We start from the raw sequence: 17,011 nt of genomic DNA, 5'->3' as shown, positions 1-17,011 counted from the left end.
CAATTGGGGTGCAGTTCATTTAAAAGTGCTCTTTTTAAGGTGTGTATTAGGACTTGAAAGAGGCATCAATGACAATTTAGAAGGAGATATTTCTATACAACATATGGAGGTACAATGGAAGGGTGACGATAAAAAATAAAAAGAGCAGTTAGAATGAACTAACTGCTCAGCTCTAGGGGAAATGAATAGTTTCAATTATCGAGACAATAAAAGGATAAGCAAAAAGGATTGAATTTGAAGAAAGTGTGTTGTTTTAATTGTATTAGGAGTTTTAGTCATCGTATAACTATCTCCCCTATATGAATGGATAAATTGGAAAGAAGTCTTTGTATATCCTATAGGCTTAATTCTATGTATGATACTTGGACATTTTGGGTTACTAGAGTTTTATATATGAGTAGGGTTAGTATGTATTGTATGAGGTATCCTTAGGGCAATAGGAATTAGTGTTATATAGAAAAAATAAGTACAGAGGGCATCTAAATGGGATGCTTTTTTATTTTGCATAGAAAAAGGAACCCAGAAGGGTTCCTTTTCTTATTCCGATCTATCTTAAGCGCATATAAGATAATGTTATTTTACATCTTAATATTAGGAATTACAATAAAGAAGTAAAGATTACCGTGAGGTGGTGTAAATAGGAGAAAGAACCATAAGTATTACTGCATGCTCTGGTTGTAATGAGCCTTGCATGTGGATATTAAATGTCTATTAAGTAAATTGATCAAATTTTTTCTACAGGTGTTTCATAAAGGTAGATTAATTCGTAAATATGAAGCATTACGCTATAAGATAGAAATACTTACAAATTTTAAAAGAATTCCATTTGTGTACCAAGAAGCAAAATATATTTATGATAAAATATAGAAAAAGATGATTAAGAAGGGACAATTAAAGTGAAACCAACAATTTATGATGTTGCGGAAAAAGCAGGTGTATCAATAGCGACTGTATCTAAGGTAATTAATCAAACAGGGCGTATTAGTGAAAAAACAATAAACAAAGTAAATCAAGTAATGGACGAATTAGATTATCAGCCAAGTAGTGTAGCAGCAGCGTTAACAGGTAAAAAAACATATACGATTGGGGTACTTGTCCCAGATATCTCAAATCCATTTTTTGCAGAAGTAGCAAGAGCTTTTGAAAATAGTGCACGAGAATCAGGGTATACACTCATTTTATGTAGTACGGACCATCAAACAAAACGTGAGCACGAATACATTGATTTATTATTTAAAAAGCAAGTAGATGGCATTATTATTGCGACGGAACTAAATGATTATAAACTTGTTAAAAAAATCGTGAATCGAGATTTGCCACTTGTTTTATTCACTGTAGATCATCCTTCCATCACGACTCATGTTGTGACAACTGATGATATGAGGGGAGGCTATCTAGCTGGAAGTTATCTAACGCAGAAAGGCCATACATCTTTAACAATTATGATGGAGAAGGATAGAAAAAGTAGCTTAGGGAGATTGACTGGTTTCAAACAAGCTCTTACAGATTCAGAGATTTTACTAGATGATGATGCTATAATTAGCTGCTATTCGACAGTGGAAGATAGCAAACGTGCAAGTAAAGAGTTACTTAATTTACCTAACAGGCCCACAGCGGTTTTTGCTTGTACAGATTTGATTGCTATATGCCTATTGAATGAAGCAAGAAAACAGGGGCTTTCGATTCCGGAAGATTTATCAATTATCGGATTTGATAATACAATCTATGCTGAGATTGCAGATCCGGGGTTAACGACGATTGAACAGCCAATTACACAAATGGCAGCTTGTACGTTTGAACAACTCTTAAAAACGATGGAAATGAAGGAACATGCTAAGCAAAAAATTACTATTATTCCTCAATTAGTAGAGCGATCATCAGTAAAGGATATTACATGTTAGCATTTTCGATATCCTACTTGAATGTAACAAAAAGAAGGTCATCTTAACCATATACAGTTATGATGACCTTCTATTATATATAGGGTTTATACAGAGAATTGCTCTCCACTTTTCGTATTTAAATCCTGCTCCATCTCATTTTCCTTTGGAATAGTAAGGAAATGAGTTAAAAATGCACCAAAGAAGTACAAACCGGCAAAAATCCACATCACGCCGCCAACACCTAATGGACCGATAAAAGCAGTTACTACTAATGGCCCAACAAATGCTGATAATCCTGATCCTAAATTTAAGACAGACATTGCCGCTCCTTTGTTTTCAGGAGATAAAGATGGGACTAATGCTGTAAGAGGTACATAACCGGCAAGTGTTGCTCCATAGCAACAGGCAACAAATAATATAGCCCAATAATTATGCCCTACCATTTGTGGTACATAATAGAGTGCAAGAGTTACAATTCCGCAACCGACTCCTCCAAACCATTTAATCGTATTTACCCAGCCAAACTTGTCTCCAACGATACCAAAAATAATATTAAACACCATATTTACAAAAAATAGAGTACCCCAAATTTGTAGCCATTCCGTCATCGTAAAATTATATTTCATCATATAAGTAGGCAGGAAAACAACAAATCCAAACTGAGCGGCCGAGTTTATAATTTTAACAATACCACCTATACCAACTTTAGGATTTTCAAATGCGATGGTAATGCCTTTTAGTAATTCGCTTGATTTGTTAGCGCTTACGGTTTGTACTTTAAATCTGTCCTTATTTACAACAATTGAGAACAATCCCCCGACGACAACAAAAATTAAAGCACTCCATAAAGTAGCGATTTCCCCGATTTTAGGAACCATATAGCTAGAATAGAAGGCTCCGATAACACTAAGTCCAAGCTGGAATACGAACCAGAACCAGCCTACTGCTCTTGAAAGCATTTGCTGAGGCGTACTGTAAGATACCCAAACCAGGAAAGAATAAGCAAATAAGGGATAACCAAACCCTCGTAGGGCATAACAAATTAATATTACGGGATAATTCATATGTTGAATTCCTATACCGATGAAACCGATTGATCCTAAAATAAATGATACTAAACCAAATGTCATTACTTTTCTTGGTCCCCACATTTGTACAAATACCCCTGAAAACCAAGAAGAAGCAGATACAGTTATTCCGTAAATAGTAAACAAAAATGCAGCATGTTCTAGCGTTAGGCCTCTTTCAACGAGATAAGGGGATAACCATCCTTGTTCTAAACCATCCCCAATCATAAAAACAATAATTCCTATATATCCCCAAGTTAAATTAGAAGGGATACCAATCCTGTCCATAAATGTTTTGCTTGAACTAATAGCGTTCATTCTCCCACCACCGATAAGTTATTTTTGGTTAAGCGCTTAATTATTTTTGATAAAAAAAGTATACGCTTACATTTTGAGACCGTCAATGAAATTTTTTGACAATTTACAACTTTCTTTTATAGGGGCATTCTATTTACTTATCGGACAATAAAATAATAGTGAGTATGAAAAGAAGGGAATACCTTATAGATGGGAGTTTAGCCTTTAAAAGGCTTCGTTTCCTTTGTTATATCAGTATTTTAAAAGATTATTTTTGTAGTTGTTTAGATTATTTGTTTCTAATTATTAATTTGTATATGGACGTAGTACGTTTACTTACGAAATTTGAAATTCGGATGAACAGAAGAGTATTCAAAAAATAAAAATATTTTCAATTTAGAATCAAGTGTGTATAATGAAGAAAAATAGGGAAAGCGCTTAACTTAATTTGATGTGCTAAACCTTATAGACTTTCATTTTTTTCTTAAATTTAAATAAAGAGGGAGAAATCATATGAATGTTTTAACGATTGGGATTATTGGTGCTGGACGAATAGGGAAACTGCATGTAGATAACTTGCAGCTGATGCCACAAGTGAAAATTAAAGCGGTTTCAGATGTTGTGATTAGTCATCTAGAAAAGTGGGCCGAGGATAAAGGGATTTCCACTCTGACTACAAACTATCAGGATTTATTAGCAGATCCAGAAATTGATGCTGTCTTTATTTGTTCACCAACAAATACACATGCGCAAATTATAAAAGAAGCGGCTCTTGCGAAAAAACATATTTTCTGCGAAAAGCCTGTTAGTTTCTCAGTAGAAGAAACATTAGATGCATTAGAAGTAGTAAAAGAACAAGGGGTATCTCTTCAAGTAGGTTTTAATCGTCGTTTCGATCCTAACTTCAGGAAAGTCTATGATCTTATTCAACAAGGAGAAGTGGGACACCCACATATTTTAAAAATTACGTCTAGAGATCCACAACCACCAAGTATAGAGTATGTTCGCTCTTCAGGTGGATTGTTTATGGATATGATGATTCATGATTTTGATATGGCTCGTTATGTGATGAATAGTGAAGTCGTTGAAGTATTTGCATATGGCACAACATTAATTGATCCATCCATTCAGGAAGTAAATGATGTTGATACAGCAATTGTCACATTAAAATTTGTGAATGGAGCTTTGGGGGTAATTGATAATAGCCGCCAAGCTGTTTATGGATATGACCAGCGTGTTGAAGTGTTTGGTGAAAAAGGCGCGGTTGCTGCGGATAATTGCTGCCCGACAACAGTTCAAGTGTCAAAAACAGAAGGTATTGTAAAAGATAAGCCGCTTTATTTCTTCTTAGAGCGCTACACGCAAGCTTACATTGAGGAAGTAACACAATTTACAAAGTCAATTATAGAAGGACAAGCTGTTATTTGCAGTGGTAATGATGGGTTACAAGCAGAACGAATTGCGAAAGCTGCGAAGGAATCATTACTAACTGGAAAACCTGTTCAAATTGAACATAAACAGCCTGCATTAAATTAATAAAGAGAGCGCTTACTTCTAGATAGATAAAGAGTAATGAATAGTAAGTTTATAAAAATATGAACTATGTCATTCACTCTTTCATAAAGCATGGGAGGTAGAAACAATGAATCCACTTATTTTTAAAGAAGATTGTCCATTAGACCTAATTGCAGTTGGACGTTTATGCGTTGATTTAAATGCCAACGAAACACAACGTCCTATGGAAGAAACAAGAACATTTACTAAGTATGTGGGAGGTTCTCCTGCGAATATCGCAATTGGTGCGGCGCGTCTTGGCTTACAGACAGGATTTATCGGTAAAGTTTCCGATGATCAAATGGGCCGCTTTATTACAGGATACTTAAAGGATAACAATATTAATACAGATCGGATACGTATCGATCGTACAGGTGCGGTGACAGGTCTAGCTTTTACAGAAATTAAAAGCCCTGAAGATTGCAGTATTTTAATGTACCGCGACAATGTCGCAGATTTAAATCTTGATCCAACAGAAGTTTCTGAGGACTATATTAAACAATCAAAAGCTCTCTTAATTTCAGGAACGGCTTTAGCGAAAAGTCCTTCTCGCGAAGCGGTATTTTTAGCGCTAGAATATGCGCGTAAGCATGATGTAGTCGTATTTTTTGATGTGGATTACCGCCCTTATACATGGCAGTCAGAAGCTGAAACGGCTGTGTATTACAATCTAGCAGCTGAAAAATCTGATGTCATTATTGGAACGCGTGAAGAATTCGATATGATGGAAAAACTATTAAACTATGAACAATCTAATGACCAAGTTACGGCTGAAAGATGGTTTTCTCATCATGCGAAAATCGTTGTAATTAAACATGGCGGGGATGGGTCAATCGCTTATACGAGAGACGGTCAATCTCACAGAGGCGGTATCTTTAAAACAAAGGTATTAAAGACGTTTGGCGCGGGCGACTCGTATGCTTCTGCGTTTATTTACGGCTTAATGCAAGGGCTTGAGATTCCTCAAGCGATGCGATTAGGTGGAGCTTCTGCTTCGATTGTTATTTCTAAACATAGCTGTTCTGATGCAATGCCAACAAGGGCAGAGATTTCTGCATTCATGGAAACGGCTGAGGAAATTGTATAGAAACATCATAAACCATTAATTAAGCAAGGGCGTATCCTATTGGACGCTTCTACATTACATAAAAGGGAGATAATGAATATGACAGTACAAACAGCACAAATTGTAAAAAACTACATTGGCGGCGAATGGGTAGAATCCATTTCAACTAAGATGGAAGCTGTATATAATCCTGCAACAGGAGAAGTAATTGCTCAAGTCCCACTTTCAACAAAAGTAGATGTTGAACAAGCTGTATTAGCAGCAAATGAGGCATTCAAATCTTGGTCTAAAACTGCTGTACCAAAACGCGCTCGTATTCTATTTAAATATCAACAATTACTAGTAAATAACTGGGAAGAGTTAGCGAAACTGATTACGATTGAAAACGGAAAAAGTTATAACGAGGCTTACGGTGAAGTTCTTCGTGGTATTGAGTGTGTGGAATTTGCTGCAGGTGCTCCTACATTAATGATGGGAAAACAGCTACCTGATATTGCGACAGGTATTGAGTCTGGTATGTATCGTTACCCAATTGGTGTTATAGGCGGGATTACACCTTTTAACTTCCCAATGATGGTTCCATGCTGGATGTTCCCACTTGCGATTGCTTGTGGTAATACATTTGTGTTAAAACCTTCAGAGCGTACACCACTTCTAGCAGCAAGATTAGCAGAATTAGCTGAAGAAGCAGGCTTACCAAAAGGTGTATTAAATATCGTAAATGGCGCTCACGATGTAGTAAACGGTCTTCTGGAACATAAATTAGTGAAGGCAATTTCATTTGTAGGTTCTCAGCCTGTGGCAGAATATGTATACAAAAAAGGAACAGAAAACTTAAAACGCGTGCAAGCATTAGCAGGTGCGAAAAACCATTCCATTGTATTAAATGATGCGAATCTTGAACTAGCAACAAAGCAAATTATTAGTGCTGCATTTGGTTCAGCTGGTGAGCGTTGTATGGCTGCTTCTGTTGTAACAGTAGAAGAAGAAATTGCAGATCAATTAGTTGAAAGACTCGTAGAAGAAGCAAATAAAATTGTCATCGGAAATGGTCTTGATGAAGAAGTATTTTTAGGACCAGTTATTCGTGATAACCATAAAGAGCGTACAATTGGTTACATCGATTCGGGTGTAGAACAGGGCGCTACATTAGTTCGTGATGGACGAGAAGATACAGCTGTAAAAGGAGCTGGCTACTTCGTTGGTCCAACAATTTTTGACCATGTTACAAAAGAAATGAAAATCTGGCAAGATGAGATTTTTGCTCCTGTTTTATCGATTGTTCGTGTGAAATCATTAGATGAAGCGATTGAAATTGCAAATGAGTCTCGCTTTGCAAATGGAGCTTGTATTTATACAGATAGCGGGGCAAGTGTACGTCAATTCCGTGAAACAATTGAATCCGGCATGTTAGGTGTGAATGTTGGGGTTCCAGCACCGATGGCATTCTTCCCGTTCTCTGGCTGGAAAGATTCTTTCTATGGAGATCTTCATGCGAACGGTACTGACGGCGTTGAGTTTTATACTAGAAAGAAAATGCTTACATCTCGTTGGGAAAAGTAATCATGAAGAGAGAAGTAGAATCTCTCTAGGTGCTTGGAAGCGAAAGTAAGGAAGGTAGTAAAACATAAGAAGGAAGTATTAGGAGTCTATCAAATTCCTAATACTCCTTTTTCATATGTAGAATGACTGATAGAGATAGAAAGGAGCAAACAATATGCAAACTGTTAGAATGACGACGGCACAAGCTTTGGTGAAATTTTTGAATCAGCAATACGTAGAGTTTGATGGAGAACAACAAAAGTTTATTAAGGGAATCTTTACGATTTTTGGTCATGGAAATGTAGTAGGCCTTGGTCAAGCTTTAGAAGAAGACGCTGGGGAATTAGAAGTATATCAAGGGAGAAATGAGCAAGGAATGGCAAATGCTGCGATGGCGTTTGCAAAACAAAAACACAGAAAACAAATTATGGCATGTACTTCTTCTGTTGGTCCTGGATCAGCAAATATGATTACCTCTGCTGCAACAGCTTCTGCAAATCATATTCCCGTTTTACTACTTCCAGGTGATGTATTTGCAACAAGACAACCTGATCCTGTTCTTCAACAAATTGAACAAACACATGACTTATCTATTTCTACGAATGATGCTTTTCGTGCGGTAAGTAAGTACTGGGACCGGGTAAATCGTCCTGAACAATTAATGACGGCTATGATTCAAGCCATGCGTGTTTTAACGAATCCGGCAGATACAGGAGCTGTAACAATTTGCATACCACAAGATGTCCAAGGGGAAGCGTGGGATTTTCCAAGTTACTTCTTCCAAAAGCGCGTTCACCGTATTGAGCGTCGTCTACCTACAAAAGCCAGTTTAGTGGATGCGGTTGAAATGATTAAGAGAAAGAAAAAGCCAATTATGATTTGCGGTGGTGGAGTAAGATACGCAGAAGCGGCAGAGGAACTGAAACAGTTTGCTGAGGCATTCCGCATTCCATTTGGAGAAACGCAAGCAGGGAAAAGCGCGATTGAAAGTTGTCATCCATATAATCTTGGCGGCATTGGGGTAACTGGGAATTTAGTAGCTAATACAATTGCAAAGGAAGCGGATCTTGTTATTGGAATCGGGACGAGATTTACTGATTTTACAACGGCATCTAAGCAATTATTCCAAAATGAAGAGGTTGAGTTTTTAAACATCAATATTTCAGAATTTCATGCGAATAAGCTTGATGCATTAAAGGTTATAGCAGATGCAAAAGAAACACTTCTTGCTCTAATAGATGAACTGCAATCGATTGAGTATCAATCTAGTTACACAGTAGAAATCACTGATGCAAAAGAGGCTTGGGAAACAGAATTAGCACGTCTACATAATATTCGCTTTACAGGTCAAGGTTTCACGCCGGAAGTTGAAGGTCATTTCGATGAGAATTTAAATGAGTATGTAGACGCACTTGGTACAGAATTAACACAGACTACGGTCATTGGACAAATCAATACATTAATTGATGAAGATGCAATTATTGTTGGCGCGGCAGGAAGTCTTCCGGGTGATTTACAAAGAATGTGGGCATCAAGAAAACCAAATACATATCACATGGAGTATGGATACTCTTGCATGGGTTATGAGGTTGCGGGCGCACTAGGTGCAAAGATAGCTGAACCATCGAAGGAAGTATATGCAATGGTAGGGGATGGTAGTTACCAGATGCTTCATTCTGAGCTTGTCACAAGTCTCCAAGAAAACAAAAAAATTAACGTCTTATTGTTTGATAACTCCGGATTTGGTTGCATTAATAACTTACAAATGGGCAATGGAATGGGGAGCTTTGGAACAGAGTTTCGCTATCGAAACCAGGAAACTTGTAAATTAGACGGGGCAATTATGAAAATTGATTTTGCAGCTAGCGCAGCTGGATATGGTGTGAAAACATATCATGTTACATCACTAAAACAATTACGGGAAGCACTTATAGATGCGAAAAAACAAACAATTTCTACATTAATTGATATTAAAGTATTACCAAAAACAATGACAAATGGATACGAGTCATGGTGGCATGTAGGTGTTGCAGAAGTATCTAAAAGTCAAAGTGTACAAGCTGCGTACGAGAGTAAAGTAAGTAACTTGCAACAGGCAAGGTCTTATTAGATTAGGACACAAAGAGAGCTTTTATCTACATGCATATTGTCTAGGAAGCTCTCTTTTTAACAATCAGATAAGAGAAGTTGGCAAGTTTCTATCACATTTTGTAAAGAGGAGAGACAAGGGGATGTTCAAAGAAAATACAATTAAGCTTGGAATTGCACCAATTGCTTGGACAAATGATGATATGCCGGAGCTAGGAGCAGAAAATACGTTTGAACAATGTATTAGTGAGATGGCACTAGCTGGATTTAATGGAAGTGAAGTAGGGAATAAATACCCGAGAAATACAGTTGTATTAAAAAAATCTTTGGAATTACGAAACTTGGAGATTGCTAGTGCATGGTTTAGTACGTTTTTAACAACGAAGCCGATTGAAGAGACGGTAGAAGAATTTATTAAGCATAGGGATTTCTTGCATGACATGGGTGCAAAAGTCATCGTTGTTTCAGAGCAAGGGCATAGTATTCAAGGTTTAATGGATGTACCACTATTTAAAAATAAGCCTGTTTTTACAGAAGAAGAGTGGGAAAAGCTAGCGGATGGGTTACATCACCTCGGTAAATTAGCTCAGGAAAAGGGGCTGCATATTGTATACCATCACCATATGGGTACGGGTGTTCAAACAACGGCAGAAATTGAAAAGTTAATGGATATGACGAATCCAGAGCTTGTATCCCTACTTTTTGATACAGGTCATCTTGTTTTTTCAGGAGAAGAGCCGCTTTATGTTTTGAAAAAATATTTACCTCGTATTAAACATGTACATTTAAAAGATATTCGCCAGGAAGTAGTAGATGCTGTAAAGGAAAACAATTTAAGCTTCTTACAGGCAGTGAAGAATGGTGCATTTACAGTTCCTGGAGATGGCGTAATTGTATTTGATGAAGTGTTTACTACCCTTGCGAACTCTGAGTATAAAGGATGGTTTGTGGTAGAAGCAGAGCAAGACCCAGCTTTAGCGAATCCTTTTGAATACGCATTAAAAGCCCGAAAATTTATACAAGAAAAAGCAGGTCTTTAATTTCCGCATTTTGAGATTATCCCTAAGTTAATGATATGACAATCAACAGGTCTTTTTTACAAAAGGAATAAAAAGACGAGAAGGTTGATTTTACATTTAATAAATAATATTGAAATAGGTGAGTATGTAATGCCATTAGTTCAAATGAAAGATATTTTAATAAAGGCAAATCAAGAGAAATATGGGGTTGGAGCTTTCAGTGTCGCTAATATGGAAATGGTAATGGGAGCTATTCAAGCAGCAGAAGAGTTACATTCGCCGCTTATTCTACAAATTGCGGAAGTTCGTTTGAATCATTCGCCAATTCATATGATTGGCCCTTTGATGGTAGCTGCAGCGAAAAAAGCAACTGTTCCAGTAGCAGTTCACTTTGATCACGGTATGACGTTTGAAAAAATTAAAGAGACATTAGAAATTGGTTTTAGTTCGGTTATGTTTGATGGCTCTCACTATCCATTAGAAGAGAATATCCAAAGGACAAAAGAAGTTGTGGAGCTTGCGAAACAGTACGGAGCGACAGTAGAGGCTGAGATTGGCAGAGTAGGTGGTAGTGAGGACGGATCAGAAGATATTGAAATGATGCTGACAAGTACTAAAGAAGCAAAAAGATTTGCAGAAGAAACAGATGTTGATGCGTTAGCTGTTGCGATTGGAAATGCGCACGGGATGTACAATGGAGACCCTGATTTACGATTAGACCGCTTGCAGGAGATTAATGGGATAGTCGATATTCCTTTAGTATTACATGGTGGGTCTGGCATTAGCCCAGAGGATTTCAAGCAATGTATTCAACATGGTGTTCGAAAAATTAATGTAGCAACAGCGACGTTTCAGAATATAGTTTCTGCGGTTAACACTGCTGTCCTAAATAATCCTTATTCAGATTACTTTACGTATCATCAAGATGTAATTGAGTCCGCATACGAAAACGTTAAAAATCATATGCTCATTTTCGGAAGTGCAAACAAAGCACAACCAGAAAAGCTTTCTTCATTAAATAATAGAAGGAACTCATAATGTAGTTAGCTGACAAAGGTAGAGAATGATAGAGTAGCCAGTGAACTATTCGCTACTTAGCAAAGCTTGAAGTGGGAGCTTCTCAGTTCCACGACGAAAGTAACCTTTCGTCTCCCTGAGCGTTACTTCAGGGTGTTCCATCCCTAGATGTCCAACGCATGGATGCTCTTTTGGTACGGTTGATATTTTACGCAGGAACCGAATGGCTTGGTTTTCGCACTCTATTTTCTTCCTGCAACCTTCTATATCAAGTTATCAAAGAACTTCATATAGCAAGTTTATCAAAAGTTTTTGGCTATGCCAAACCGAAAGTCATCTCCCACCTATCGTAGGGCTACGCCCTTCACACGCTTGAGGAAGAAGAATTCTTTCGGGGAATACGTTAAAAAAGGAGGAGAACATCATGTTAGGTAAATTAGGTGAATTAAATGAAGGATATAATGTATTAACAGAAATGAACGGTCATTGCAGTGATATGTTAATGGATATAGGCATATATAAGATGTCTAATGGAAAAGAAGAGCTGTTATTTGATAATAAGAATGAAACGGCAGTACTTTTACTAGAAGGGGCAATACGTTTAGAGTGGGATGGAATGGAACAAGTTATTCAAAGGCAGTCTGTTTTTGAAGAAAATCCTTGGTGTTTACATGTGGCTAAAAATGTGAAGGTTACAATTACTGCTCTTTCAGATAGTGAAGTGCTTGTTCAAAAAACAGATAATAATCAAGAATTTGAGTCTAAGTTGTATACTCCAAATGAGTGTCAAAGTGTTGTAACTGGAGAAGGAGTATGGGAGGGAACAGCCCAGCGTGTTATTCGGACAATTTTTGATTATAATAATGCAGCATATTCTAATATGGTAGTAGGAGAAGTTATTTCTTATCCAGGGCGATGGTCCAGTTACCCACCGCATCATCACGACCAACCAGAGGTATATTATTATCGCTTTAACAAGCCACAGGGATTTGGATGTGCAATGGTAGGTGAGGACGCTTATCGCGTTGTACATAATAGCTTTATTACAATTCCAGGTGAGCTAGACCACCCACAAGCAACTGCACCTGGATATGCAATGTATTTTTGTTGGATGATTCGGCACCTTGAGAATAACCCATGGAATGATCGTATCATGGAGGAAGACCACAAGTGGTTATTAGAACCAAACGCGAAAATTTGGCCAGAAAAGGAATAGACGAAAATAAATACGAGCACTTCTATTTTTAGTTTAGCGAGTGCAAATATTCAAAAAGAAATTTCAATAGTAACACAAGAAGTGACGCAATATTCACATGGAAACACTGGTGGTTAATAGAAAGGCTGCACTGGAACTTAGCGAAAAACCTTGCAATTTTGTAGGAATGCAAGGTTTTTTCTTTATTCCAATTTCATTTCATCTTAATACTGATGTGAAATGAAATTGAGGATTTACAAAGAATTTACTATAGGAATAAAAAACAACATTGATAGCTGTATGCCTGACAAATTTTGAATTCGTTAGAAAAGGATTTTGAAATATAAAATCGTATGTGAAATTTTCAAGCTTAGTGGAGTTTTAGATTTATTATTGTTTTATTTATGAAGCTATTTGTAGATGAGAAAATGTAAAAGCCCTGTTATGAAAGACAGGGCTTTTCAAAAAGGAATGACAGTTAACAACTGAAGGCACCTTTATATTACCATTATTAGTATTTTAATTCTATTTAGTTATGTTGAGAAATAATATATGTTTTGACACTCCCCACGGATAAAGCCACAAGCTGACTAACGTCAGTGGGATTCTTGCTACCAAAGGCGAAGTCTATTTCTAGTATCGCTGACGTGCAAGATTGCGGTGTGCCATCACCACTCCGTATCCAGTGCATATAGCAGATACGGCACTCATTCTATTACCAAACGAGTCAGATTGTGAGTTCTCAAATGTGTTTTAGCGTCTTGTGCTTGACAACTCAATACATTTTACGGAGTAGAAGAATTTGTTACTCCAACCTCCTATGTATTCTGTTTTCAGAGAACAAGATTGTTTTAGAGACTTTTACTTGTCTATTATGAAAATGATACCATTTCAAATTCTTGATGTACGGAACGTACCTTCGGTTTTTTATTTGTACATCGTATTTGACCTCACTCTCATTCCAGGTGCTATCACACCGTAGTGGGCTTTCTCGTTCGGAAAATCTGTAAAAGGTGAGATGAACAGAGATTTCTTATACGTGTTCAATATAAAAAGTTAAATATTGAATTTAAAATTGTCTTTAAAGAAGGAGACAATTGCTTAATGAAGCTTATTAAGCCTTATTCAAAGTTATGTAAAAGAATAATATCATAAACATTAATAAAATTAACAAAAAATATTCTAGCTAAAAATTAGAGGACATCCATTCATTGAAGCAGAAAAAATGTTTTCAGGATAGATGTCCTTTTTGTATTAAAAAAGAATATATTTTCTCAACAGGACAAATAGTAATTATCTATAAGTGTTACTTATAGGGATAATAAGAGAATAGAAATTAATGATAAAGGAGAATGCGAAATGTTAACAGTAATATCTAATAGTGATCTTGCTAAAATCCGTGAAGAAGATGTAGATGTATTAAAGGTAATGTCGCATCCGGTTCGATTAAAAATCATAAGTGAATTAATGCATCATAAAATGTGTAATGTTACACAGTTAACAGAAATATTAGGACTTCCACAGTCCACTGTTTCACAACATTTAGCAAAATTAAAAGGAATCGTACTCCGTGCAGATAGAAGAGGTTTAGAGATGCACTATTATATTGAGAATGCTAAAGCTCGTCAGATTGTAGAAATTTTAGGATTATAGGTCAATTTTTCAGAGTGTGGGGAACCCTTTAGGATTTCCCACACTCTGAAAAAAAGACATCTTTCGAGTGTCTTTTCTTGTTGGTAAAAAGCTCACTCACATATTGATGAATTAGATAAGAAACCATAACTCTACTATGGAATAAACAACATAAGAAATTCTAACATCATCCGGAAAGAGAATAATATGTAATATTGCATTTGTTAGTCTGTATCTATATTGGTAGATAAAAGCCACCAATATAAATAAAAAGGACATGCAGTCGTAACTGCCGCCCTTTTAGGAGGAATTCAAGATACCAACAGGACGCGTATTGGTAAACAGGTTCAAAAATAGTATATGTGTTAAGAAAAAGTCCTATACAAAAAAATTACTGTAAGCAAGCCTATTTATATGTGAAATAAAGAAGGGCCGTCCTATTTGGAGGGCTCTTCTCGTTTAAAGAATTAATATTCAAATAGTTTATTCATTAAATTTTGAATTTCACGTCTTCTTTTTTCTATTTATCAATTGTATACTAATTACCCTCAATTATTAATTGAGGGTAAAGAAGTAACTGTTGAGACTAAGTTTACTGAAAAAGAAAAAGAAAAAAGATTTTGTAAAGCTAGCCATTACTTTCATTGGTACTAAACAGCAAGAAAGAGAAATAGTAGTGTTTGAAGACTTATTACATAAAGGTCAAGTAATTGTAACATACCCTGATGTTAATCAGATTTGGAAAAAGAAAAACAAATTTGCACACTATACTTGGCATATAGATGAGACTTATATCAAAGTCAAAGGAGAGTGGGGTTATCTTTATTGTACAAGGGAGCAAGATGGAGTTAATGATGAATAGTTAATTTCATAATTAAGAAATAGTTAAGAAATAGTTAAGCCCGGTTTAAAATTTGCTTTCTATACTAAAAACATAAGCATACAAGAAAGTTGGTGTTCTTACATGAGCGCAATAATAAAGACTACAAATTTAACAAAGATTTATGGCAATCAGAAATCAGTGGATAATCTTAATATAACCGTAAATCAAGGAGAAATTTACGGCTTTTTAGGTCGAAATGGTGCAGGGAAGACAACTACAATTAGGATGTTATTAGGATTGATAAAGCCCACCCATGGAAAGATTGAAATATTTGGAGAAGATTTATTAAAAAATCAAAAAGAAATCCTTAAAAGAATTGGGTCTATTGTTGAAGTTCCTGGATTTTATGAGAATCTTACAGCACGGGAAAATCTACTAATTAATGCAAAAATTATTGGGATACACAAAAAAAATGCAATTGATGAAGCGTTAGAAATCGTGGGATTGCAACATGAAACTAAAAAGCTTGTGGGTAAATATTCTTTAGGGATGAAGCAAAGATTAGGGATTGCTAGATCTCTTCTTCATTACCCAGAATTATTAATATTAGATGAGCCTACTAATGGTTTGGATCCAATAGGAATTAAGGAAATTAGAAGATTGATACAAAATTTAGCTAAAGAAAGAAAAATTACTTTATTAATATCCAGCCACATTTTATCGGAAATAGAACAGTTAGTAGATCATATGGGGATCATTCATGAAGGTAAGCTCTTAGAGGAAATCGAATTTAACAGCCTTAGAAAAAAGAATCGCAAATATATTGAATTTCAAGTATCGAATGACAATAAAGCTACAAAAATCTTAGAGAAAAACTTTGGTATTTTTGATTATGAAGTCCATAATGAGGGGATTATTCGCGTTTATTCTAAACTTGGGCAACAAGGAGATATTAATAAAATATTTGTACAAAATGATATTCAGGTTTTGAAAATCTTGATGAGTGAAGACAGATTAGAAGATTACTTCACAAAATTAGTTGGAGGTGGAACAATTGGTTAATCTGTTATATACAGAATTATTAAAGTTAAAACGATCCCATATGTTCTTGATTAGTATTCTCGGTGCATCGGTAGTACCTTTTATGGTAGTAGTAGCATCATTTGTAAGCTTAAAAACTAAACATCCTACTCCTACTATTGTATTTAGTCAATTGTTTGGTGAAGTAAATTTATATACTGTTCTAATAATAGGAGTACCACTATATGGGGTAGTAACCGCCTACTTATTTATTCGGGAATATACAGAAGATACATTAAAGAATTTATTAACTATACCTGTATCACGTATGAATTTTCTTATAAGTAAATTCCTACTTCTATTTTCGTGGATTATGATGTTAACTTTTGTAGCATGGGGATTAACATTATTATTAGGGATAATATTTCAATTTGATGGACTAAGTTCATCCTTAATAAGGGAATCTTTTGTACAGTTTTTGATAGGTGGATTATTGCTTTTTATTTTATCAACACCAATCATACTTTTAACAATTGTACTTAAGAATTACGTACCGACCATTGTATTTACAGTTGTAATAACCATGATTAATTTAATGACAGCAAATTCAGAACATAGAGGATTGTTTCCATGGGCAGCAGCAGGTGATATCTCAAGAAATACGCTTCAGCCCACTTATCCTCCCGAGTACTCCTATATAGGTATATTCGGAACATCTATTATTGGATTAGTGTTATTGATTTCATATTTTAAAAAGGTAGATATTCATTAAGAAAAATAAAATGGGACCATCTAAAACTATTAGGTA

At 35.8% G+C, this 17,011-nt stretch carries 12 protein-coding genes and 2 pseudogenes; 13 read left to right on the top strand and 1 reads right to left on the bottom strand.

Features of this window, described 5'->3' with window-relative positions; genetic code table 11:
* Positions 1 to 896: 896 nt before the first annotated feature.
* Positions 897 to 1,901 carry a LacI family DNA-binding transcriptional regulator gene (locus COL05_RS27935; RefSeq protein ID WP_098670950.1) on the top strand — a complete coding sequence of 335 codons (1,005 nt, stop codon included), beginning with the start codon at positions 897 to 899 and terminating at the stop codon, positions 1,899 to 1,901.
* 86 nt (positions 1,902 to 1,987) lie between these two features.
* On the opposite strand, the gene COL05_RS27930 is transcribed toward COL05_RS27935, so the two are convergent.
* A complete protein-coding gene (locus tag COL05_RS27930) occupies positions 1,988 to 3,268 on the bottom strand; it encodes an MFS transporter (RefSeq protein ID WP_098670949.1) in 1,281 nt (426 codons plus the stop codon).
* Positions 3,269 to 3,760: 492 nt separating this feature from the next.
* On the opposite strand from COL05_RS27930, the gene iolG reads away from it, so the two are divergent.
* The 12 genes and pseudogenes from iolG to COL05_RS27865 all read left to right on the top strand — a co-directional run bounded on the left by iolG (position 3,761) and on the right by COL05_RS27865 (position 16,975).
* Positions 3,761 to 4,783 carry an inositol 2-dehydrogenase gene (gene iolG / locus COL05_RS27920; protein WP_098670948.1) on the top strand — a complete coding sequence of 341 codons (1,023 nt, stop codon included), beginning with the start codon at positions 3,761 to 3,763 and terminating at the stop codon, positions 4,781 to 4,783.
* Positions 4,784 to 4,889: 106 nt separating this feature from the next.
* Positions 4,890 to 5,888 carry a 5-dehydro-2-deoxygluconokinase gene (gene iolC, locus COL05_RS27915; RefSeq protein ID WP_098670947.1) on the top strand — a complete coding sequence of 333 codons (999 nt, stop codon included), beginning with the start codon at positions 4,890 to 4,892 and terminating at the stop codon, positions 5,886 to 5,888.
* A gap of 78 nt (positions 5,889 to 5,966) precedes the next feature.
* Complete coding sequence (locus COL05_RS27910; RefSeq protein ID WP_098670946.1) at positions 5,967 to 7,430, top strand: CoA-acylating methylmalonate-semialdehyde dehydrogenase; 1,464 nt, start codon at positions 5,967 to 5,969, stop codon at positions 7,428 to 7,430.
* A 154-nt stretch (positions 7,431 to 7,584) separates the two neighbouring features.
* The gene (gene iolD / locus COL05_RS27905) at positions 7,585 to 9,519 is read left to right on the top strand and encodes a 3D-(3,5/4)-trihydroxycyclohexane-1,2-dione acylhydrolase (decyclizing) (protein WP_098670945.1); all 1,935 of its coding nucleotides are present in this window, start codon (positions 7,585 to 7,587) and stop codon (positions 9,517 to 9,519) included.
* Between the two features lie 121 nt (positions 9,520 to 9,640).
* Entirely contained in the window at positions 9,641 to 10,537 is an 897-nt protein-coding gene (gene iolE / locus COL05_RS27900) for a myo-inosose-2 dehydratase (protein WP_098670944.1), read from the top strand.
* Positions 10,538 to 10,666: 129 nt separating this feature from the next.
* Positions 10,667 to 11,554, top strand: coding sequence for a class II fructose-bisphosphate aldolase (locus tag COL05_RS27895; protein ID WP_098670943.1), 888 nt, complete (start codon positions 10,667 to 10,669; stop codon positions 11,552 to 11,554).
* A 403-nt stretch (positions 11,555 to 11,957) separates the two neighbouring features.
* The gene (locus COL05_RS27885; protein WP_098670942.1) at positions 11,958 to 12,749 is read left to right on the top strand and encodes a 5-deoxy-glucuronate isomerase; all 792 of its coding nucleotides are present in this window, start codon (positions 11,958 to 11,960) and stop codon (positions 12,747 to 12,749) included.
* A 1,338-nt stretch (positions 12,750 to 14,087) separates the two neighbouring features.
* A complete protein-coding gene (locus tag COL05_RS27880; protein WP_048535942.1) occupies positions 14,088 to 14,381 on the top strand; it encodes an ArsR/SmtB family transcription factor in 294 nt (97 codons plus the stop codon).
* Between the two features lie 531 nt (positions 14,382 to 14,912).
* Positions 14,913 to 15,099: pseudogene (locus COL05_RS32065) on the top strand (VaFE repeat-containing surface-anchored protein); the annotation flags it as partial.
* Positions 15,094 to 15,210: pseudogene (locus COL05_RS27875) on the top strand (DDE-type integrase/transposase/recombinase); the annotation flags it as partial. The pseudogenes COL05_RS32065 and COL05_RS27875, both read left to right, overlap by 6 nt.
* Before the next feature lie 114 nt (positions 15,211 to 15,324).
* A complete protein-coding gene (locus COL05_RS27870; RefSeq protein ID WP_001273092.1) occupies positions 15,325 to 16,245 on the top strand; it encodes an ABC transporter ATP-binding protein in 921 nt (306 codons plus the stop codon).
* Positions 16,238 to 16,975: an ABC transporter permease gene (locus tag COL05_RS27865; protein WP_000247702.1), complete on the top strand. Its 738-nt coding sequence runs from the start codon at positions 16,238 to 16,240 to the stop codon at positions 16,973 to 16,975. The genes COL05_RS27870 and COL05_RS27865 overlap by 8 nt, the downstream gene beginning before the upstream one ends.
* Positions 16,976 to 17,011: the final 36 nt, after the last annotated feature.

Source organism: Bacillus sp. AFS059628 (assembly GCF_002571225.1).
Taxonomy (GTDB): Bacteria; Bacillota; Bacilli; order Bacillales; family Bacillaceae_G; genus Bacillus_A.
This window is presented reverse-complemented; position numbering and strand designations above follow the sequence as displayed.